The sequence below is a fragment of the Streptomyces sp. RG80 genome (genome assembly GCF_040446465.1).
Lineage (GTDB): Bacteria > Actinomycetota > Actinomycetes > Streptomycetales > Streptomycetaceae > Streptomyces.
This window is the reverse complement of sequence record NZ_JBEAAJ010000005.1, coordinates 597,902-619,339: the sequence shown is the minus strand read 5'-3', so window position 1 is coordinate 619,339 and position 21,438 is coordinate 597,902. Positions and strand designations below refer to the sequence as shown.

Below are 21,438 nucleotides of genomic sequence, written 5' to 3'. Positions count from 1 at the left end.
CCCCCAGCTGACGACAGAGGGGTGACACCCTAACTGACGACCAGTCAGCTGTCTGTAGCCCCACCGGACTCGCCGGCCACCACCAGTCGCCGCAGCTGCTCGGCGACCTCCTCGCGTGCCTCGGCCGGCAGCCCCGCGTCCGTCACCAGCGTGTCGACCTGGTCCAGCGCCGCGAACGAACTCAGGCCCACCGTGCCCCACTTGGTGTGGTCGGCGACCACCACGACCCGGCGCGCCGACTGCACCAGCCGGCGGTTGGTCTCCGCCTCCGCGAGGTTCGGCGTCGACAGACCGGCCTCGACCGATATCCCGTGGACCCCGAGGAACAGCACGTCGAAGTGGAGCGCCGCGATCGCCTGGTCGGCCACCGGACCCACCAGCGAGTCCGACGGTGTACGCACCCCGCCGGTCAGCACGACCGTGGCCGCGCCCTGACGGGGGCCCGAGGTGCGCTGCGCCGCGTGGAAGACGTCGGCCACCCGCACCGAGTTGGTGACGACCGTGAGGTCGGGGACGTCGAGCAGGTGATGGGCGAGCGCGTACGTGGTCGTACCGCCCGACAGGGCGATCGCGGAGCCCGGGGCCACCAGTTCGGCCGCCGCTCGCGCGATGTCCTCCTTGGCGCTCAGCTCCAGGCCCGACTTGGCCTCGAAGCCCGGTTCGTGGGTGCTCGCCTCGACCACCGGGACCGCGCCGCCGTGCACCTTCTCCAGCACGCCCTGCCGGGCGAGCGCGTCCAGATCACGCCGTACGGTCATGTCCGACACGCCGAGCTTGCGGGTCAGCTCGTTCACCCGGACGCCGCCGCGGCGTCGGACCTCGTCCAGGATCAGGGCGCGCCGCTGCTCCGCGAGGAGGTTCTGATTCTCGCTCACGTACGCTCCGGTCCTTTCGCCTCAACCCGTCCGACACGCCCGGCGCACCTGCTCCGACGAGGAGATTCTCCCCGTGACCCGGTGCGTGGACGCCCCATCCTCGCACGGCACCGTACCGGTCGTGCCACCGACCGTCACGACGCGCGCATGTCACCTCGGTCTCATCGCCGCCCCGATCGTGACACGGATCGGGGAGATTCCGTGACGAGGGGTGTACGACCGGACCGCAGCGGAGATCCTTGAGCCCGCACCGACATCTGCGTACGGCGCGTCACGGGGGAAGAGCGACACAGTGGAACATGTGCAGGAACGTGCCTCGACGGGCGGGCCGGAGGGCTCCGCGCTGGAGCTTCTGGTCCACGGGGTGGGCGGTACGACGCCCGAGAAGATGCTCGACGATCCGCGCGCGGTGCGGATCACCGGCGACGACACGGCGGCGATGTTCCGGCGCGCCGAGGACGTCGAAGGGGCCGACACCGGACCCGCCGGTCCCCGGAGCGAGCCGGTCCCCGAGGCCTACGTGTGGTGCAACCTCACCTCCGGCAACGCCTCGCGCGCCCTGTGGCTGTTGCTGCTGCCGTTCATGGTGGTCAACCTCACCCACTGGATGCGCCCCGCCGCCCGGGGCCGCACCCGCACGGTCCGGCTGTACGGACTGCTGGTGCGGCTCGCAGGGCTGTCCCTGACGGTGCTGCTGGTCGCGGCCGTCTGCGAGGTGGCCGTCGACCTGACCGCATGGCAGTGCGCCGGCACGCGCGCGTGCGCCGACCGGCACACCTGGCTGGGCTTCCTGTCGCCGACCGTCTCCGGCGGCGGCTGGTGGAGCGACCCCGGCCGCAGGCTCGCCCTCGCCGCCCTGCTGCCCGCCGTACTGACCTGCCTGCTGTGGTACCTGTCCCACCGCACCTGGAACGCCTACGAGTCGCAGGCACCGATGTCCCGCCCGTCCGAGCCCGACGAGGAGACGGCCCGCACCGCCCTCGGCCGCCCCGGCTTCTGGTACGGACGCCGGCTGGTGGCCCGGCTGCGCGCCGCCCACACCGCCGCGGCCCTGCTCACGGTCGCCGCGGCCGTCGGCTCCGCGGCGGCTCGCTTCGACCGCCGCCCCGGCGGGCCCGCCCTGCTCGACCTGCTGGGCCGAGCGCTGATCGTGGCGCTGGCGGGCGGCGCGGTCATGACCGTCTGGGTGGTCTGCCGCCGCGGCCGCAGCGAGAACCGCCTGGACCGAGAGCTCGACGAGCATCTCGTACGCCGGCTGCCCCTGGCCGCGCTCGGCCTGCTCGCCCTGACCCTGGTGTACGCCGGCTGGGAACGCCCGGGATGGGTGTCGTCCGGGCGGCTGCCGGGCGACGCGACCTTCGGCGGCATCGCCCTGGTGCAGGGGCTGATCGTGATCGTCCTCGCCGTGGTGGCCCACCTGCTGCACCGCACCCACCCCGACCCGCGCGCCGCGATGCGGGGCCTGGGCGGGCCGGCCGTCGCGATGCTGGCCTGCGCCCTCGGCGGGGTGATGTCCGGCGGGGTGTCCCAGCGTGTCGCCGACTGGCTGGACGGCACCGGGAGCTCCATCGCCGGCCCGCCGGTCCTGCTGACCTGGCAGTCCTCCGTGATCCCGCCGCTCATCGTCGTCCTGCTGGTGCTGATCGCCTGGCTGGGCCGACGCACCTGGCAGCTGCGCCGCACCGAGCTGGCGGTCGTGGAGAGCGACTACCCGGACAAGCCCAAGGACCGGACCCGCACCCGCGGTATCGCCACCACGCGGGCGCTGGCCACCCTCACCGACCGGGCCCCGCTGATCGTCGCCGTCACCTCCGCCACGACCCTGCTCCTGGGCGCCGGCGCGCTGGTGGGCGCCCTCACCACCGGCAGGACACCCAGCGAGGCGGCCCAGGAGTCGTACGCCTTCGTGCAGGGCGCCGCCGAGACGTCGCAGGCGTTGGGCTCCTGGCTGATAGGGGTGGGCTTCATCCTGTTCGTCACCTGGGGCCGGCGCGCCTACAAGGACGCCTCCGCGCGCCGCACCATCGGCATCCTGTGGGACGTCGGCACGTTCTGGCCGCGCGCCGCGCACCCCTTCTCGCCGCCCTGCTACGCCGAGCGCGCGGTACCCGACCTGACCTGGCGGGTGGCCACCTGGACGCGGAAGACGGGCGGCCGGCTGGTGATCTCCGGGCACTCCCAGGGCAGCGTCCTCGCCGCCGCCGCGGCCTGGCAGCTGACGCCGGCCGACCGCAGGCGGGTCGCTCTGCTGACCTACGGCTCACCGATCGAGCGGCTCTACGGCCGCTGGTTCCCGGCCCACTTCGGCCCCGCCGCGCTCAGCGCCCTGCACCACGACGTCGCCTGCTGGCGCAACCTGTACCGGCCCACCGACCCCATCGGCGGCCCGGTCCGGCTCTCCGGCGACTGCGGCCCCGAGGTCGACCACGAGCCCCTCAGCGACCCACTGGCCTACGGCCGCACCGAACGGCACCCGCTGCCCACCCCGATCCTGGGCCACTCCGACTACCAGGCCGATCCGGCCTTCGCGGAAGAACGCGCGAAGCTCCTGTCCCGACTGCGGCCGGACGTCCCCGCCCAACGCTAGATCCGGCCCGGCGGCAAGGCGCCGAAGCCGCTCACGGCAGCTCCGGCAGGTCCTCCGCGAACAGCAGGGTCAGGTCGTCCTTGCTGGGTTCCTCGACCTGGGCGACCCGGCTCGCGTGCCGCTCGACCATGGCCTCGAAGGTCTGGCGGGCGGTGCGGCCGTTGCCGAAGGCGGGGCCCTTCGGGATCGCCGTGAAGTACTTCAGAAGGGCCTCCGGGGCGCCCGCCGCCAGCCGGTACTCGTGCTCGTCGGCCTGCTGCTCCACGATCCGCAGCAGTTCGTCGGGGGCGTAGTCGCCGAAGGTGATGGTCCGTGAGAAACGGGACGCCACACCGGGGTTGACCGAGAGGAAGCGCTCCATCTCGGCCGTGTAGCCCGCGACGATCACGACGACCGCGTCCCGGTGGTCCTCCATGAGCTTCACCAGCGTGTCGATGGCCTCCTTGCCGAAGTCACGGCCGGAGTCCTCCGGGGAGAGCGCGTACGCCTCGTCGATGAACAGCACACCGCCGCGCGCCTTGTCGAAGGCCTCCTGGGTGCGGATCGCGGTCGAGCCGATGTGCTCGCCGACCAGGTCGACCCGGGACACCTCGACGAGATGGCCCTTCTCCAGGACACCGAGCGAGGCGAGGATCTCGCCGTAGAGACGGGCGACCGTGGTCTTGCCGGTGCCGGGGGAGCCGGTGAAGACCAGATGGCGCTTGACCGAGGCCGCCTTGAGGCCCGCCTGCTGACGGCGCCGGCCGACCTCGATCATGTCGGTGAGGGCCCGCACCTCGCGCTTGACGCTGTCCAGGCCCACCAGCGCGTCGAGTTCACCCATGACGGCCTTGGAGGTGCGCGCGGGCTGCTCCGGCTCGGCGGGAGCGGCGGGCGGCTCCGGCTCGGTGACGCGCTGACCCGGGATCGAGCCGAGCAGACCGGGGGACGGGCTCGACGTCTGCACGGCGGTCTCCCGGGCGGCGGAGGGCCTCGCGCCGGCGCTCTCGTCGCTCGTGCAGTCCTCGACGACCGGACCGATGCCGGCCCCCGTGTCCGGGCCCGCGTCCGCGAACTCGTACCCGCCGCGCGCGCACCGCTCGGTGCGGCACTTGCGCAGTGTCGCACGGCAGCCGTCGATCACATGGAAGCCGTAGCCGCCGCTGCCCGTGACCCGGCAGTTCAGGAAGCTGCCCCGGCCACCCGCCGAGACGTAGAAGCCGGCCTCGGCGGGGGAGTCGACCGTGCACCGCTCGATGGTGGGGTCGGCGCCCTTGGTGACGATCACGCCGGTCTGGGTGGCGTCGACCGTGCAGTTGTTGAGGGTGCCGCCGCTGCCGTGGTCGCGGAACCAGGCGCCGGTCGCCGCGTCCCGGATGCGGCAGTCGTCGAGCTGCGCGGTGGCGCCGTCGCTCACCGACACGGCCGTGTTGCGCACCTGGGAGATGTCGCTGTCGACGACGTCCGCGCGGGAGCCGCGGTCGAGGACGAACAGTGCGTCCGGCACGTCGTGCACCCGGCAGGAGTCCAGCACCGCGGTCGCGCCGTCACTGACCCACACCGCGGGATAGTCGCCGGTGCTGTCGAAGATCTCGCACTGGTTGGCGTCCACGCGCGTGCCCGGATCCCACACCGACAGGCCGTTGCGCCCGAACTGACGCACCGTCGAGCGCGTCAGCGTCAGCACCGAACGGGACCGCAGGTCCACCGCGTTCTCGGGGATGTCGTGGATACGGCAGTCGGCGAGGGTCAGTACCGCGTCGGTGTCGAGCGTGACACCGTCGGCGGTCGTGCGGTGCACCTGGCAGTCGCTGAGATGCGCGGTGGCCTTGTTGGTGATCTGGACGCCGCTGCCCCGGACCTCGTAGACCTCGCAACCCACCGCTTCCAGCGCGGAGTTCTCCCCGGTCACCGAAAGGCCCACGCCCGAGGCGTGGTGCACCCGGCTGCGTTCCAGGCGGGGGTGGGCGCCGCCGCGGACCGAGACACCGGACTGGCCGGCCGCCACGACCTCGCACTCCTCGAACACGCCGCCCCCGCCGTCGACCACGGCGATGCCGATCCCGGCCGGGTTGTCGACGGTGCAGCGCCGCACGGTCGGCCGGGCGCCGCCGCGCACCTCTATGCCGGCCGCGGACCGGGTGACGATCCGGATGTCCGTCAGCTCAGGGGTGCCCTCCTCGACCAGCAGCGCGGGCGCGGCCGCGTCCTGGCCCTCCACGTGCAGGTCCTGGACCACCGCCGAGGCACGCACGGTCAGCGGCACCCCGTCCACCGGTGCGATCCGCACCGAACCGGGCGAGCCCTCGGGCCCGCGCAGGGTCACCGCCCGCTGGACGACGAGGTTCTCCCGGTAGGTGCCGGGGGCGACGGTGAGGACGTCGCCGTCGGCCGCGGCCTCCAGGGCGGCGGCGAGCGATGCGTACTCACCTGTGCGGCGCCGCCACCGCGAGGTGCCGGTGTGCGTCACCTGGACCGTGCCCTGTGCCATGGCGTTGCCGTGCCCCCACCTTGCGGTAATTCATGGCTCGCTCGTCTGCGGGGCGTCGCCGCCGATGCGGAGCGTGTCTGCGCGTCCGGCACCGGCGCGTTCCTGCAGCTCGCTCGCGCGCGGGTTCGTGCTGCCGAAGAAGTTCGGCCGGTCCACCGTAGCGTGCGTGCGGGCGGTGGGTTGACCAGAGCCGGAAGGCTGTCAGCTGCCGGTGCCGGTCCTGCCCCAGTCCGGGCCCACCCGAGCCCAGGCCTGGTCCCAACGGGCGTACCGGCGACGGACCATGCGCCAGACGATCAACCGGCGGGCGCTCTCGACGAGTCCGATACCGAGCAGGGCCGCACCGACGCCGGCGAGGACGGCATGGGTGGTGGCCGTGGCGGAGTCCAGCGGGCGGGCCACTATGTGGCCCTGGTCGTCCGTCCAGAGCGTGAAGTGGTCACCGCTGTGCGGGTCCTTGAGGTTCGCCAGCACCGGGCCGTGCTGCGCGGTGCCGTCGGGAGCGGTCCAGTCGGCGATGACGCGGGTGCGCGTCTCCCGCCCGGTGGAGGTCTCGGGGTCGACGTCCAGCGGGGACCGGTCCAGCTTGCGGGTCACGGTCGCCGTCACCAGGTGACGGGACGCGCGCTGGTTGCGGACCGATTCCTGGAGCGCGTCCTGGGCGACGCTTCCGACAAAGGCGCCTACCACCGGTGTGACGACCAGGATGAGCAGCAGGGCCGCCAGCGCCGTCCACGCCTCGGCCATATCGGTGGCACGGCGCAGCGGATTGTGCCGCCAGCGCCACAGTCCACTGATCGATCGCACGGTCCGCACCCCCTTTCCGCTCCGTGATAACCCCCCGCGGAGCCGTTCACCCACGGTCCCGGTCGAAGAGAGAGCGAAATCACCGGACCGGGGCCTCTCATGAACTTCTCACGATGCCCAACGCGCAGGCCCCCGCGGTCGGTTCCCGTGCCCGGCGCTTTCGTGGATCACTACCGGCCGATGATCTCGACCGGATCGCCGACGCGGATCGTTCCGCGGGACTGCGGCACCAGGTTCTGCCCGAAGACCAGTTTTCCGCTCAAGCGCCGGTGGCGTCCCAGCGTGTGGAGGGGTTCCCGGCCCCGCTCGGCGCTGCTCTGGTCGGTGGTCGTCACGACACAGCGCCCACAGTTCTTGGCGACACGGAAGGCGACCTCGCCGATCACGACGCCCGTCCAGTCGTCCTCGGCCCAGGCCTCGGTGCCCGACACGACCACGTTGGGCCGGAACCGGTTCATGGGCAGCGGGCCCTCCGCGGCGTGATCGCCGCCCGCGATCAGGGAGTTGAGCGCGTCGAGCGAGGCGGTCGTGGTGAGCAGCAGGGGATAGCCGTCGGCGAAGGAGACGGTCTCACCCGCGAACGCGAACTCCGGGTCGACGGGCCGGCGGGTGGCGGGGTCGTCCATGTGCACCAGACGGACGTCCTCGCCGAGCAGCTCGCTGCACCAGGCGTGCGCGGCCGCGCCCTCGGCGGGTACCGCCTCCACCTTGTCGCGGAAGATCTCCACCGGCACGGTGCCGACCGGCCGCGGCACCGGGACCTCCAGCGGTGCCGCGCCGGGCGCGGACAGGCGAACACCGCCGCCGGGCAGAAGCCCGGCGGCGGCGAGCGCGATGCGCGGGTGCCGACGTTGTGTGACGACCTTTCCCCCGTCGTCGATCAGCGCCCAGCGCCTGTCCCCGGCCAGCCCCCAGGGCTCCACGTCGGCCTCCCCGGGCGCGAGGCCCCGGAACGCCTTGACCGGATGGACATGAATCGACTCGAGCCGTGCGGTACCCATGGACCCATCGTGCCAGCCTGCACGGTCGGTCCGGGGATCGGCTCAGTAGCCTCGGTACTGCTGGTTGTTGTACGGGTCCTGGTACGGCGCCGGAGCGGGCCGGGGAGCCGCGGGGCGCATGGCCTCGTAGCCCATGCCCTGCGCCATCGGACGCGGCTGCTGCGCCTGCGGGCCGGGATAGCCGCGCGGGGCGCCCGCCTGCTGCGGAATGTACGCCGCGGGCGCCTGCTGGAGCGGGGCGGGCTGCTGCGCCTGCGGATAGCCGTAGGCGGGCTGGGACGGCCCCGCCGGCAGGGCGGGGAGTGCCGAGGGCAGCGCGGGCAGGTTGCTGCTGCTCGGCATGGCGTACTCGGCGGGGACCCGGATCGGGGCGATCTGCGGGGTGCCCCGCTCGGCCACGAGGGAGTCGTAGATCGGAGTGTCCGGGAAGGAGGCGGAGTAGTAGCCGCCGCCATAAGTGGAGCGGGGGGAGGTCATGGCACATAAGTTAAGCCCACGATGTGCTGGTTGGGGAGACCGATAAGAGGGTTGTTTTCCGTGTCGGCAGTGACCTCGGATCCCCAATGCGAGCGAAGTTGGGAAAATGGGACGCCTTGCAGGGGGTGGGTGTTGTAAAGGCCGAGTTCCGGGCGGGTTACCCGGGGTTGGCCGGCGATCTTCCTGTGCACCTCATGGGAGTTCGCTGTCGCGGGGAATAGGTTGACCCCGTAGACAACCAATGGGCTGCCGGGACATGCCTGGCGCGGTGACACGTGATGGGGGCGGACATGTCAATGTCGAAAGGGTCCAATGCTCCGGTGCCGACGACGGCACTGCGGGTCGAATTGGGCTGGAGTTCCGGGCCGGGCGTGCCCGACGCCGATGCCTCGGCGCTGCTCCTGGTCGGCGGGAAGGTCCGTTCCGACGGTGACTTCGTCTTCTACAACCAGCCCGCGCACTCCTCCGGCGCGGTCCGCCACGAAGGCAAGCAGAACACCGGCGGCCGGGTGGTGGACGCCCTCCTCGTGGACCTCGCGCGCGTGGAGCCCGCCATCGAGACGGTGGTCCTGGCCGCCTCCAGCGACGGAGGGTCATTCGGGCAGGTGCCGGGCCTGTACATCGAGGTCAAGGACGCGGCTCAGGGCACCGTGGTCGCCCGTTTCGACAGCACGGGCGCGAGCGTCGAAACCGCTTTCGTGCTCGGTGAGTTCTACCGCCGCCAGGGCAACTGGAAGTTCCGCGCCGTCGGTCAGGGCTACAGCAGCGGTCTGGAGGGACTGGCCACGGACTTCGGGATCAGCGTGGACGAACCGCAGCAGGCCGCCCCGCCCGCGCCGGTGGCGCCCCCGGTGACCGCCCCGCCGGTGACCATGCCGCCTCCGCCGGCCGCCCCGCCGACGCCTCCCGCGCAGCCGGTCCGGCTGACCAAGGTCACGCTCACCAAGGCGGCCCCCTCGGTCTCGCTGACGAAACAGGGCGGCACCTCGGGCGCGATGCGCGTCAACCTCAACTGGGAGGTGCGCAAGCAGTTCTCGGGCTGGGCCGGCAAGCTGGGCCGTCCGGTCGCGATGCACAACGACCTCGATCTGGACCTGTGTGCCCTGTACGAACTCACCGACGGCAGCAAGGGCGTCGTCCAGGCCCTCGGCAACGCCTTCGGCGCCCTGCACCAGCCGCCGTTCATCCACCTCGACGGCGACGACCGCACCGGCGCCGTCGCGAGCGGCGAGAACCTCACCGTCAACCTCGACCACAAGCAGGCCTTCCGGCGCATCCTCGTCTTCGTCACGATCTACGAGGGCGCGCGCTCCTTCGCCGACCTGCACGCCACGGTGACCCTTCAGCCGCAGTACGGCGCCGCGATCGACTTCTCCCTCGACGAGTGCACGGTCCCCTCGACGGTGTGCGCCCTCGCTCTGATCACCAACACCGGCTCCGACCTCGTCGTCCAGCGCGAGGCCCGCTACCTGGTGCCCGAGCGCGGGGTGAGCCCGCAGCGGACCGTCGACTACGCCTACGGCTGGGGCATGAACTGGACGCCCGGCCGCAAATAGGCTCAGCCCTCCTCGGACACCGTGTCCGGACGCGCGTAGGTGCGGCCCTTCCAGGCCGCACCGCGCCCGCGGTAGTGCTGTACGGCGGAGTCGACCGTCATCAGCAGGTAGAGGAACGCCGTGAACGGCAGCAGCGGAGCGAGCCACAGCGGCTGCCGGTAGTAGCGGAGCATCGGGACGTACGTCCCTGTCATCACAAGCCACGCGAGAGCGCCGAGGACCGCGGTCGGCGCGGCCCCCGTGGCGAGCCCCACGACCAGGGCCACGGGCGGCACCAGGTAGACCAGCGCGAGCCCGGCCACCGTCCCGGCCAGCAGCAGCGGGCTGTGCCGCAGTTGCGCGTAGGCACTGCGCGACACCATGCGCCACAGGTCGTGCAGCCGCGGATAGGGACGCACGCTGTCCACCTGCTCGGCCAGTCCCAGCCAGATGTGCCCGCCGCCGCCCTTGACCGCGCGCGCGAGCGCGACGTCGTCGATGACGGCGTGCCGGATCGCGTCCGGGATCCGCGCCCGCTCGGCGGTCTCGGCCCGCAGCAGCACACAGCCGCCCGCGGCGGCCGCCGTCCGGGAGCCCTTCCTGCCGATCCGGCGGAAGGGGTACAGCTGGGCGAAGAAGTAGACGAACGCCGGCACGACCAGCCGTTCCCACAGGCTCTTCACCCGTAGCCGGGCCATCTGGGACACGACGTCGAAGCCACCGGTCCGCGCCGCCGCGACCAGCGCGCGCAGACTGCCGGGTTCGTGCGCGATGTCCGCGTCCGTGAGCAGCAGGTACTCGGGATCACGCGCGCGTGCCAGGTCGATGCCGTGGCGCACCGCCCACAGCTTGCCGGTCCAGCCGGCGGGCGGTTCACCGGGCGAGCCGACGGTGAGGGGCAGCCCGCCCAGCCGCCGTGACAGCTCCCGGGCGAGCTCCCCGGTGCCGTCCGAGCTGCCGTCGTCGACGAGGAAGACCTCGGCCCGCCCGGGATAGTCCTGGGCCAGCAGCGAGGGGAGGCTCGCGGGCAGGACCGCGGCCTCGTCGCGCGCGGGGACGACCACACAGACCGACGGCCACGCCTGCGGCTCCCGCCGCTCGGGCAGTCTGACGTCCGTGCGCCAGAAGAAGCCCTGGCAGAGCAACAGCCACAGCCAGGCGGCGAGGGAAGCGGCGGCGGTCCACGCGAAGGCGCTCACCCGCGCAGTCTGCCCCACCCGAGGGGCCCCGAAGGGCTCATCGTCTATCGTGACCGGGTGAAGATCGCGCTCATGGACTCCGGAATCGGCCTTCTGGCGGCCACCGCCGCGGTACGGCGTCTGCGCCCCGACGCCGATCTCGTCCTCTCCCTCGACCCCGACGGCATGCCCTGGGGACCGAGGACGCCCGAGGATCTCACCCGGCGCGCCCTGGCCGTCGCCGAGGCGGCCGCAGCGCACCGGCCCGAGGCGCTGATCGTCGGCTGCAACACCGCCACCGTGCACGCGCTGCCCGCCCTGCGCACCCTCCTGGAGCCCGCCCTGCCGGTCATCGGCACCGTCCCGGCGATCAAGCCGGCCGCCGCCGGCGGCGGACCCTTCGCGATCTGGGCCACCCCCGCCACCACCGGCAGCCCCTACCAGTGCGGTCTCATCAAGGACTTCGCGGGCGGCGTCCGCGCCACCGAGGTGCCCTGCCACGGGCTGGCCGAGGCCGTGGAGCACGCCGACCAGGCGGCCATCGACGCCGCCGTCGCAGCGGCCGCCGCACTGACCCCCGACGACGTCACCACCGTCGTCCTGGGGTGCACCCACTACGAACTCGTCGCCGAACGCATCCGCGCCGCCGTCCAGCGCCCCGGCTCGCCGCCGCTCGTCCTGCACGGTTCGGCCGGCGCGGTCGCCGCGCAGGCCCTGCGCCGGATCGGCGAGCAGCCCGCCCCGCAGGCCGCCGCCGAGGGCACCCTCACGGTCTTGCTGAGCGGCCGCCGGGGCACACTGCCCGCGGCCGCCCTGGCGTACGACGAGGGCCGGAGCCTCCAGGAGGTCAGTCCCGCCCGCTGAGCGGGGCGAAAAGGGGGCGCGCTCGGCCCAGCGGCCCATTCACCCTCCGTTACGCGCTACCCGCGCGGCGAAACCTGAGTAACCTCATAGGCATGAGGGACCACCCCCACGGCGAGAACGCGCCGCATCCCGACGTCTGGACCGGACGGGCCACCAACCGGGTCCAGTGGCTGCTGGCGCTCGTCGGCGCCGCGTGCATGGCGCTCGGCATCGAGCTGGCCGTCGACTCGGCGTGGACCTCCGGCATCGCCCCGCTCGCCATGGCCGTCGTCGGCTGTATCGCGGCCGGTCTGCTCGTCCTCTTCGGGACCCTGGCGTTCGTGCACGTCGCGCTCAAGGTCGACGAGGAGTCCCTGGAGGTGCGCTGCGGCCACATGGGGCTGCCGCGCCGCCGCATCCTCCTGTCGAACGTGGCGGGCGCCGAGGTCGACCCGAACGTCACCCCGCGCCACTGGGGCGGCTGGGGTTATCGCTGGCGGCCCGAGAAGGGCACCGCCGTCGTCGTACGCCGTGGCGAGGGCATCGTCCTGAGCCTGTGGGACGGACACACCTTCACGATCACGGTGGACGACGCCGAGGCCGCCGTACGGATCATCAGGGACCGGCTGCACTCGCGCGCACACGGCACGGCGCACTAGTTCCCGGACCGGGAACGGGTCACGGGACCGGCTCCTCGCCCCAGGGGCGCGGCTCCTGGGGTGTCTCGTGGCCGGGTGGACCGTCGGACAGCGGGCGGGCCGTGGCGAGTCCCGCCAGGAGGCCCGCGCCCACCGAGACCGTGGTGAAGCTGAGCGCGTTGCCGACCGCGGCGATCGCGGCGAGTGCGGTCAGGGCCGCGCCCGCGGTGAGCACCACCGGCGTGGAGCGCGGGGAACGCCAGAGCGTGTAGAGCAGCCAGCAGAAGGCCGCGGCGAGCAGGACCACCCCGACGGCGCCCTGTTCGGCCGCCTGCTGGAGCGGCGCCGAGTGCGGTTTGCCGTCCGGCAGCAGGGTCTGGGCCGCCGTCGTGCTGAGCTCGCCGAACCGTCCCGGGCCCACTCCCAGGGCGGCGTCCCGGTGCGCCATGTGCAGCGCGTCGCGCCACAGCTCGATCCGCTGCCGGGTCAGCTGGCCCTCCAGCGACACCGCGAGCCCCTCCGGCACCGCACGGCCGGCGACCGCCCAGGTCAGCCCGGTCACCACGGCCGCCGCGAGGACGAGTCCGGCGAAGGCGGTACCGCGGTGGTCGCGCATACGGTCGGCGGCGAGCGAGCACAGCAGCACCGCGGCACAGGCGACGCAGCCGCTCGCCGAACCCAGAACGGCCGCGGTCACCACGATGCCGGCGGCCAGCAGCCGGAGCAGCAGCCGCGGGACCGGCGCCCGGACGGCCCACGCGGCACAGCACGCGGCACCGGTGGACAGGGCCAGAACGGCGGCGGTGGCGCCCGCGTGTCCGAGTGGGGAGGCGATCTCGGGCCCGGCGGACAGATGGGGTGCGGCGGCGGTGAGGCCGACCCCGGCGAGCGCCGCCGCGCAGAACACCGCGACCGGCAGGATCGCGCCACAGATCCGCCCCGCCGCATAACCCGCGGCCACCGCGAGGACGGCGAGCAGCACACCCTCGGGACGGCCGCCGTGCACGGCCGCGGTGATCAGGGACCAGGTGGCGCAGGCCCCGAGCACCACCACACCCGCCGCGTCAGAAACGTTTCGTCTGTCGCCGTCCGCCACCGGACCGGCCGCAGACGCCCTCCCCGTGGACCCCACCCGACCCCCCGAACCGGTCGCCCCCGCGACCTGTGCCGGGCCCCGCTCGCACGGCCGCCTGACCGGCGGTACGACAAAGGCTCCGGCACACCGTAACGGCTGATGGGCGGTTTGTGGACGAGTTGTGCAGGACGGATGTGTCAGGAGTGCGCACGAGCCTCCCGTACCGCCGTCCGGACCGCGCTGTCGGCGCCAAGGTCACCCGCCGTACACTCCCGGAGTGACCGTCACCGCAACATCCGTGGACGAGTCGGACCAGAAGCCGCCGCCCGCGCCCGCCGCCCGCGCGGCCCGCCTCGTGCGCTTCGTCCCGGCTCTCGCCGCCGCGCTCTTCGGAGTGCTGCTCTACGTCAGCTTCCCGCCACGCACCCTGTGGTGGCTCGCCGTGCCCGCCTTCGCCGGCTTCGGCTGGGTGCTGCGCGGCCGCAGCTGGAAGGCGGGCCTGGGCCTCGGCTACCTCTTCGGCCTGGGCTTCCTGCTCCCCCTGCTGGTATGGACCGGCGTGGAGGTCGGGCCCGGGCCCTGGCTGGCCCTGGTGGCGATCGAGGCGGTCTTCGTCGCCCTGGTCGGCGCGGGCATCGCCACGGTCTCCAAGCTGCCCGGCGCGCCGCTGTGGTCGGCGGCCCTGTGGATCGCCGCCGAGGCCGCACGCGCGCGTGCGCCGTTCAACGGCTTCCCCTGGGGCAAGATCGCGTTCGGTCAGGCCGACGGCGTCTTCCTCCCGCTCGCCGCGGTGGGCGGCACCCCGGTGCTCGGCTTCGCGGTCGTCCTGTGCGGCTTCGGGCTCTACGAAGTCGTGCGCCTGGCCGTGCGCAAGCGCCGCGAGCAGGAGGTACGACGGTCCGCCGCCGCGGTGGCCCTGCTGAGCCTCGCCGTCCCGGTGGTCGGTGCCGTGGCCGCCCGCCCGCTGGTGAGCGACAAGGCCGAGAACGGCACCGTGACCGTCGCGGTCATCCAGGGCAACGTGCCCCGCGCGGGCCTGGACTTCAACGCCCAGCGACGGGCCGTGCTCGACTACCACGCGCGCGAGACCGAGCGACTGGCCGACCGGGTCAAGGCCGGCAAGGTGGCCAAGCCCGACTTCGTGCTGTGGCCCGAGAACTCCTCCGACATCGACCCGTTCGCCAACGCCGACGCGCGTGCCGTCATCGACGTCGCAGCCAAGGCGATCGGCGTGCCGATCTCGGTCGGCGGTGTCGTCGAGCGCGACGGCAAGCTCTACAACGAGCAGATCCTGTGGGACCCGGTCAAGGGACCGACCGACACCTACGACAAGCGGCAGATCCAGCCCTTCGGCGAGTACCTGCCGCTGCGCTCGCTCATCGGGGCGATCAACAGCGACTGGACGTCCATGGTCCGCCAGGACTTCAGCCGCGGCACCGAGCCGGGCGTGTTCACCATGGCCGGCGCCAAGGTCGGGCTCGTCACCTGCTACGAGGCCGCCTTCGACTGGGCCGTGCGCTCCGAGGTCACCGACGGCGCCCAGCTGATCTCCGTGCCCAGCAACAACGCGACCTTCGACCGCAGCGAGATGACCTACCAGCAGCTCGCCATGTCCCGGGTCCGGGCCGTCGAGCACAGCCGGACCGTCACGGTGCCGGTGACCAGCGGTGTCAGCGCGATCATCATGCCGGACGGGCGGATCACCCAGAAGACCGGCATGTTCGTCGCCGACTCCCTGGTCCAGAAGGTGCCGCTGCGCTCCTCCGAGACCCCCGCGACCAAGCTCGGCATCCTGCCGGAGATGGCGCTGGTGCTGCTCGCCGCGGGCGGACTGGGCTGGGCGATCGGATCCGGCCTGCGCAACAGGCGCACGGGAGCGGCCGGTTAGGGTCGGGGGCATGGCTACTCCCGACTTCATCCGCGACCTCCGTGCCTCCGTCGGTCATCAGCTCCTGTGGCTCCCCGGAGTCGCCGCCGTCGTCTTCGACGACGAGGGCAGAGTGCTGCTGAACCGCCGTTCCGACACCCGTCGGTGGTCGTTGATCGGCGGAATTCCGGAGCCGGGAGAACAGCCCGCGGCGTGCGCCGTCCGGGAGGTCTTCGAGGAGACAGCGGTGCGCTGTGTCGCCGAGCGTGTCGTTCTCGTACAGGCGCTGGAACCGATCACCTACCCCAACGGCGACGTCTGCCAGTACATGGACATCACCGTGCGCTGCCGTGCCGTCGGGGGCGAGGCCGAGGTCAACGACGACGAGTCGCTCGAAGTGGGCTGGTTCGCCGTGGACTCCCTGCCGGAGCTGAACGAGTTCGGGAAGTTCCGGATCAAGCAGGCCCTGGCGGACGGCCCCACATGGTTCGAACCCACGAGTTCGCAGTGAAGTATGGGCGCTGACCACATGGGGGGAGCGAACGGCGCTGCCTAGGGTCGAGCCATGACCCCGCCCAGCGCCCTTCCGGCACTCCAGACCCCCTCGCTCGACCTCGGCGGCCGCACCGCACTCGTCACCGGCGCCGCCGGTGGCATCGGCCGCGCCTGCGCGCTGCGGCTCGCGGCCGCCGGGGCGAAGGTCAGAGCGGTCGACCGGGACACGCGGGGGCTGGAGGAACTCGTCGACGGGGCCCGGGGCCTCGAGGGCGCCATCGAGCCGCACGTCCTCGACCTCACCGACCTGGACGCCGCCGAACTCTCCGCCGCGGGCACCGACGTCCTGGTCAACAACGCCGGACTCCAGCTGGTACGCCCCCTCGAGGAGTTCCCGCCCGACGTCTTCCACACGGTGCTGACCGTGATGCTGGAGGCGCCGTTCCGGCTCATCCGCGGCGCCCTGCCCCACATGTACGGCCAGGGCTGGGGCCGGATCGTCAACGTCTCCTCGGTCCACGGGCTGCGAGCCTCGGCCTTCAAGTCGGCGTACGTGGCCGCCAAACACGGCCTGGAGGGCCTCTCCAAGACGGCCGCCCTGGAGGGCGCGCCCCACGGCGTCACCTCCAACTGTGTGAACCCCGCCTATGTGCGCACCCCCCTGGTCGAGAAGCAGATCGCCGACCAGGCACGGGCGCACGGGATCCCCGAGGAGCGCGTCCTCGCCGAGGTGATGCTCCAGGACAGCGCGGTCAAGCGGCTCATCGAACCCGAGGAGGTCGCCGAGGCCGTCGCCTACCTGTGCGGCCCGCAGGCCTCCTTCGTCACCGGTACGTCGCTCGTGCTCGACGGGGGCTGGACGGCCCACTGACCGGCGTACTCCCGACGCACCGGGAGTTGTCCACAGGGCTGACGAGGTGAGCGTGCGATGAGGAATCCTGTGAGCATGTCCCGCGATCACACGCAGTCCGCCGAGCGCCCCGCCGGCAGCGCCGAGGCACCGTTCCTCGAGCTGCTGGCCAGGGGTGCGTCCGCCGACGCCTACGAGCAGCCGGTGCTGGTCGCCCGGGCCGAGGGACGGCCGGCCGAGCGGATCGCCGAGCTGGAGCAGGCGAAGCTGGTCGCGCTGCGCGTGCGCTCGGAGCTGGAGGGACGGCGTCGGCGCGAGGCCGAGCTGTCCGCGCTCTTCGAGACCGCGCACGACCTGGCGGGACTGCGCGACCTGGACGCCGTCCTCCAGGCGATCGTGCAGCGCGCCCGGTCCCTCCTCGGCACGGACATCGCCTATCTGAGCCTGAACGACCCGGTCCGCGGCGACACCTACATGCGGGTGACCGAGGGCTCGGTCGCCGCCCGTTTCCAGCAGCTGCGGCTCGGGATGGGGGAGGGGCTCGGCGGCCTGGTCGCCCAGACTGCCCTCCCCTATGTCACCGACGACTACTTCCAGGACGACCGCTTCCAGCACACCGGCACCATCGACGCGGGCGTCCGGGACGAGGGCCTGGTCGCCATCCTGGGCGTGCCGCTGATGCTGGGACACCACGTCATCGGCGTGCTGTTCGCCGCGGACCGGCGGGCCCGGGTCTTCGAGCGGGAGCAGATCGCCCTGCTCGGGTCCTTCGCCGCGCTGGCCGCCGCCGCCATCGACACCGCGAACCTGCTCACCGAGACACGCTCCGCCCTCGCCGGCCTGGAGCGGGCCAACGAGATCATCCGCGATCGCAGCGGGGTCATCGAACGCGCCTCCGACGTGCACGACCGGCTCGCCGAGCTGGTACTGCGCGGCGGCGGGGTGCACGACGTGGCGGCCGCCGTCGCCGAGGTCCTCGACGGCAAGGTCGAGTTCACCGAGGCCACCGCCGCCCCGACAGAGGCCCTGGAGACCTCCCGGGCCGAAGGACACGCGGTGCGGCACGGGGACGACTGGATCGCGGCCGTCGCCGCCGGCGGCGAACTGCTCGGCGCGCTCGTGCTCCACGGTCACCCCGGACTCGACCCCGTCGACCAGCGCACCCTGGAACGCGCCGCCATGGTCACCTCGCTGCTGCTGCTCGCCAGACGTTCGGCCTCCGAAGCCGAACAGCGGGTCCGCGGCGAGCTGCTGGACGACCTGCTGGACGCCCGCGACCGCGACCCACGCCTGCTGCGTGAACGCGCCACCCGGCTGCACGCCGACCTCGACGCCGTCCACGTGGTCCTCGCCGCCCGTCTGGACGCCACCGCGGCCGACGCCGAGCAGGAGGCGGAGGCCCGCAGACGCCTGTGGTCCGCCGCCTCCCACCTCGCCGCCACCCGGCACGGACTGGCCGCCGCCCGTGACGGCGGCACCGTCCTGCTACTGCCCCTGAAGCCCGGCGACACCGCGACCGCTCTGGCCCGCCGCACCGCGCGTCACCTGGGCACGGCAGTCCACGAGGCGGTCACCGTGGGTGCCTCCGGCCCGGTCGAGGACCTGGCGGCCCGCCCGGACGTGGTGGCCGCGGCCTATGAGGAAGGCCGCCGCTGCCTCGACGCGCTGCGGCTCCTCGGCCGCACCGGCGACGGTGCCGCCGCCGAGGACTTCGGATTCCTCGGCCTGCTCCTGGCCGGCGACCGGGACATCACCGGCTTCGTCGACCGCACCATCGGCCAGGTCGTCACCTACGACGAACGCCGCGGCACCGACCTCCTGCGCACCCTCGACGCGTACTTCGCCTGCGGTATGAGCCCGGCCCGCACCAAGGACGAACTGCACGTCCACGTGAACACGGTCGCCCAGCGCCTGGAGCGCGTCGGCCGCCTGCTCGGCGACGACTGGCAGAGCCCCGCCCGCGCACTGGAGATCCAGCTCGCCCTCCGGCTGCACCGGCTGTCGGCACCGGCCCAGCACTGAACCGAGCGGCCGCACCGCCACGGCACCGACCCCCGCACGCGTCGGCGTACGGGGGTCGGTCCGGGGGAGATCATCCGGGGGAGATCAGGGGGATCAGACCGTGCGGGCGTCCGCGGGCGCGGCCGCCGTCGGCTCCGGGTCGGCGGCGCTGGTCTCGACGTCGGCGAGATCCCGGTTACGGGTCTCCTTGGCCACGCCCACCGCGATGAGCGTCAGGACGGCCGCCGCGATGACGTACAGCGCGATCGGGGTCGAGCTGCCGTAGTCGTTCAGCAGGGCGGTGGCGATCAGCGGGGCGGGCGCACCGGCGGCGACCGAGGCGAACTGGGCGCCGATGGAGGCGCCGGAGTAGCGCATCCGGGTCGCGAACATCTCGGAGAAGAAGGCGGCCTGGGGCGCGTACATCGCCCCGTGCAGCACCAGACCCACCGTCACGGCGAGGATCAGGCTGCCGAAGTCGCCGGTGTCGACGAGGGAGAAGAACGGGAACATCCACAGCCCGATACCGGCCGCGCCGAGCAGATACACCGGGCGCCGCCCGATCCGGTCGGAGAGGGCGCCCCACAGCGGGATCACCGCGAAGTGCACGGCCGAGGCGATGAGGACGGCGTTGAGCGCGGTCTGCTTGGAGACGTCGGCCGTGGTGGTGGCGTAGACGAGGATGAACGCGGTGATGACGTAGTAGCTGATGTTCTCGGCCATGCGCGCGCCCATCGCGATCAGGACGTCCCGCCAGTGGTGGCGCAGCACGGACACGATCGGCAGCTTCTCCGCGGCCGCCCCCTGCTCGGCCTTGCGTGCCTCGGCGTGGGCCAGCGCCTGCTTGAAGACCGGCGATTCATCGACAGACAGACGAATCCACAAACCGACCATCACCAGCACACCGGACAGCAGGAACGGGATCCGCCAGCCCCAACTGGTGAAGGCGCTGTCCGAGAGGACGGCGGTGAGCAGGGACAGCACACCGGTGGCCAGCAACTGCCCCGCGGGGGCACCGGTCTGCGGCCAGGAGGCCCAGAATCCGCGCCGCCGGGCGTCACCGTGCTCCGACACCAGCAGCACGGCACCGCCCCACTCGCCGCCGAGCGCGAAGCCCTGGACCAGGCGCAGCACGGTCAGCAGCACGGGCGCGGCCGAGCCGATCGTCGCGTGCGTGGGCAGCAGCCCGATCGCGAAGGTCGCCCCACCCATCAGCAACAGGCTCAGCACCAGCAGCTTCTTACGGCCCAGCCGGTCGCCGTAGTGCCCGAACACGAGGGCACCGATCGGACGGGCGGCGAATCCGACGGCGTACGTCAGGAACGACAGCAGGGTTCCGACGAGCGGGTCGGAATCCGGGAAGAACAGCTTGTTGAAGACGAGGGCCGCGGCGGATCCGTAGAGAAAGAAGTCGTACCACTCGATGGTCGTGCCGATGAGGCTGGCGGCGACGATGCGCTTCAGGTTGTTCGGCGACGGTGGTGCGGGAGCGGGTACTGCGGAGGCCATGTGCGCCACTTCCTCGTGTGCGGTGGGGACGGGTACTTGTTCGCACACCGTAGGAACGCGCACGTCAGCGGCACATGTGGTGGGGATACATAGTTCGCGGGGGGTCTGTGCGTGCTGCCACTATGTCGGGGCGCCACGAAGGAGCGCACGGCCGCGTGGTGATGCGGCCGTGCGCCGGGTTTCTCGCTGGGGGTGCGTGGGTCAGCTGATGCAGACGATTCCGAGCACGCAGAGTCCCGAGGGCGAGGTCGCCGAGGACGAGGAGGACGTGTCGGACGAGGAGGGGGTCGTCGACGACGTGTCCGTGCCGGAGGTGTCGGTGCCGTCGGTCGCGGAGGGGGTGGGGGAGGCCGTCGTCTCCGTGACCGTGTCCGTGGTGTCCGAGACCGTGGTGGAGGCCTGCTTTTCGGCCGTGGATATGGTCCGGGTCACGGGATCCGCGACGCCGTCCTGCCCGGCCGCCGGTGTCGTCGGCGTGGCCTGGGGGGTGGTGGCGTACTGCTCGTGCGGGGCGTTCGCCGTGGACGAGTGGGCGGTGGACGAGGTGTCCTTGGCCCGGTGCTTGCCGGTCGGCGTCGACGCCGACGGAACGGTGTCCGTGGCCGGCTTCTCCGCGATGCCCATGGTCTCCGTGTCCGGCGCGGAGGCCGCCTGGGTGCTGTCCGTGGACTGGCGGTCCATCGAGGCGACGGTCAGGCCACCGCCGACCAGGGCGACCGCGGTGGCCACCAGGGCCCTGCGCTGGGTCTTCTTCCAGCGTTCCCGCTGACGCCGCCGAGCCGCCCGGCCCGTCGGCGACAGGGACGGGGCGTCCGGGCCGTCGTGCGGGAGTTCCTGCGGTTCCTCGCCGGCCTCTTCGGCAGCCGCGTCCCTGTCCTGCCACAGGCGGGCTGCCGGGGCCTGCCATGTCGTCGCGCCCGTCTCGGGTGCCGGTGCGGGCGATCCCACGGCGAGCGGGGCGATGTCCGGGGCGTAGGCGCCGCAACCGGGGCACACCAGGGCGCCGTTGAGATGCCGACGGCATGTGGAGCAGTAGTCCATGTGCGGTCTTCCTGTGTTCACGTACGCCCGGATGATCGAGCCGCGAGCAAAGGTAGCGAGGCTTTCGAAAGCGTGTGTGGAGTCTGTGTGACGCCCCTGCGCAGATGTGACCAGCACGTGACCGCATAACGCGACACATCCGGCGAGGGGCGCCCGGCCGGGGCGACGTCAGTCACCCACGGCCGTCAG

The 21,438-nt window shown here is 72.7% G+C and carries 17 protein-coding genes; 8 read left to right on the top strand and 9 right to left on the bottom strand.

All coding sequences use genetic code 11. From position 1 onward, the window contains the following. Positions 1 to 44: 44 nt before the first annotated feature. Complete coding sequence (locus tag ABKA17_RS20495; RefSeq protein ID WP_353693552.1) at positions 45 to 875, bottom strand: DeoR/GlpR family DNA-binding transcription regulator; 831 nt, start codon at positions 873 to 875, stop codon at positions 45 to 47. A gap of 292 nt (positions 876 to 1,167) precedes the next feature. Between ABKA17_RS20495 and ABKA17_RS20490 the strand changes: the two genes are divergently transcribed. Further along, a complete protein-coding gene (locus tag ABKA17_RS20490; RefSeq protein ID WP_353693551.1) occupies positions 1,168 to 3,462 on the top strand; it encodes a hypothetical protein in 2,295 nt (764 codons plus the stop codon). A gap of 31 nt (positions 3,463 to 3,493) precedes the next feature. Here ABKA17_RS20490 and ABKA17_RS20485 read toward each other — a convergent pair whose 3' ends face one another. The 4 genes from ABKA17_RS20485 to ABKA17_RS20470 form a co-directional block, all read right to left on the bottom strand. Then, entirely contained in the window at positions 3,494 to 5,932 is a 2,439-nt protein-coding gene (locus ABKA17_RS20485) for a right-handed parallel beta-helix repeat-containing protein (protein WP_353693550.1), read from the bottom strand. A 201-nt stretch (positions 5,933 to 6,133) separates the two neighbouring features. Further along, a complete protein-coding gene (locus ABKA17_RS20480) occupies positions 6,134 to 6,739 on the bottom strand; it encodes an Rv1733c family protein (protein WP_353693549.1) in 606 nt (201 codons plus the stop codon). A gap of 170 nt (positions 6,740 to 6,909) precedes the next feature. Continuing rightward, entirely contained in the window at positions 6,910 to 7,740 is an 831-nt protein-coding gene (locus tag ABKA17_RS20475) for an MOSC domain-containing protein (protein ID WP_353693548.1), read from the bottom strand. Between the two features lie 42 nt (positions 7,741 to 7,782). After that, a complete protein-coding gene (locus ABKA17_RS20470) occupies positions 7,783 to 8,217 on the bottom strand; it encodes a DUF6643 family protein (RefSeq protein WP_353693547.1) in 435 nt (144 codons plus the stop codon). A 296-nt stretch (positions 8,218 to 8,513) separates the two neighbouring features. Here ABKA17_RS20470 and ABKA17_RS20465 point away from each other — a divergent pair, with 296 nt between their 5' ends. Further along, the gene (locus ABKA17_RS20465) at positions 8,514 to 9,773 is read left to right on the top strand and encodes a TerD family protein (RefSeq protein WP_353693639.1); all 1,260 of its coding nucleotides are present in this window, start codon (positions 8,514 to 8,516) and stop codon (positions 9,771 to 9,773) included. A 2-nt stretch (positions 9,774 to 9,775) separates the two neighbouring features. Here the strand turns inward: ABKA17_RS20465 and ABKA17_RS20460 are convergent, their stop codons facing one another. Then, on the bottom strand, positions 9,776 to 10,969 hold the full coding sequence (locus ABKA17_RS20460; RefSeq protein ID WP_502994302.1) for a glycosyltransferase: 1,194 nt from the start codon (positions 10,967 to 10,969) through the stop codon (positions 9,776 to 9,778). A 39-nt stretch (positions 10,970 to 11,008) separates the two neighbouring features. On the opposite strand from ABKA17_RS20460, the gene ABKA17_RS20455 reads away from it, so the two are divergent. Together ABKA17_RS20455 and ABKA17_RS20450 are read left to right on the top strand one after the other, a co-directional pair. Beyond that, the gene (locus ABKA17_RS20455; RefSeq protein WP_353693545.1) at positions 11,009 to 11,794 is read left to right on the top strand and encodes a glutamate racemase; all 786 of its coding nucleotides are present in this window, start codon (positions 11,009 to 11,011) and stop codon (positions 11,792 to 11,794) included. A 92-nt stretch (positions 11,795 to 11,886) separates the two neighbouring features. Beyond that, positions 11,887 to 12,432: a hypothetical protein gene (locus tag ABKA17_RS20450; protein WP_353693544.1), complete on the top strand. Its 546-nt coding sequence runs from the start codon at positions 11,887 to 11,889 to the stop codon at positions 12,430 to 12,432. A gap of 19 nt (positions 12,433 to 12,451) precedes the next feature. Here the strand turns inward: ABKA17_RS20450 and ABKA17_RS20445 are convergent, their stop codons facing one another. Next, positions 12,452 to 13,462, bottom strand: coding sequence for an O-antigen ligase family protein (locus tag ABKA17_RS20445; RefSeq protein WP_353693638.1), 1,011 nt, complete (start codon positions 13,460 to 13,462; stop codon positions 12,452 to 12,454). A gap of 301 nt (positions 13,463 to 13,763) precedes the next feature. Here ABKA17_RS20445 and lnt point away from each other — a divergent pair, with 301 nt between their 5' ends. The 4 genes from lnt to ABKA17_RS20425 all read left to right on the top strand — a co-directional run bounded on the left by lnt (position 13,764) and on the right by ABKA17_RS20425 (position 18,720). Continuing rightward, positions 13,764 to 15,374, top strand: a complete 1,611-nt coding sequence (lnt, locus tag ABKA17_RS20440; protein ID WP_353693543.1) for an apolipoprotein N-acyltransferase — start codon at positions 13,764 to 13,766, stop codon at positions 15,372 to 15,374. A gap of 10 nt (positions 15,375 to 15,384) precedes the next feature. Further along, positions 15,385 to 15,864 carry an NUDIX hydrolase gene (locus tag ABKA17_RS20435; RefSeq protein WP_353693542.1) on the top strand — a complete coding sequence of 160 codons (480 nt, stop codon included), beginning with the start codon at positions 15,385 to 15,387 and terminating at the stop codon, positions 15,862 to 15,864. 54 nt (positions 15,865 to 15,918) lie between these two features. After that, the gene (locus ABKA17_RS20430; RefSeq protein WP_353693541.1) at positions 15,919 to 16,719 is read left to right on the top strand and encodes a 3-hydroxybutyrate dehydrogenase; all 801 of its coding nucleotides are present in this window, start codon (positions 15,919 to 15,921) and stop codon (positions 16,717 to 16,719) included. A gap of 75 nt (positions 16,720 to 16,794) precedes the next feature. Next, complete coding sequence (locus tag ABKA17_RS20425) at positions 16,795 to 18,720, top strand: helix-turn-helix domain-containing protein (RefSeq protein WP_353693540.1); 1,926 nt, start codon at positions 16,795 to 16,797, stop codon at positions 18,718 to 18,720. A 93-nt stretch (positions 18,721 to 18,813) separates the two neighbouring features. Here the strand turns inward: ABKA17_RS20425 and ABKA17_RS20420 are convergent, their stop codons facing one another. Then, positions 18,814 to 20,208 carry an MFS transporter gene (locus tag ABKA17_RS20420; RefSeq protein WP_353693539.1) on the bottom strand — a complete coding sequence of 465 codons (1,395 nt, stop codon included), beginning with the start codon at positions 20,206 to 20,208 and terminating at the stop codon, positions 18,814 to 18,816. 201 nt (positions 20,209 to 20,409) lie between these two features. Beyond that, positions 20,410 to 21,270, bottom strand: a complete 861-nt coding sequence (locus tag ABKA17_RS20415; RefSeq protein ID WP_353693538.1) for an SCO2400 family protein — start codon at positions 21,268 to 21,270, stop codon at positions 20,410 to 20,412. Positions 21,271 to 21,438: the final 168 nt, after the last annotated feature.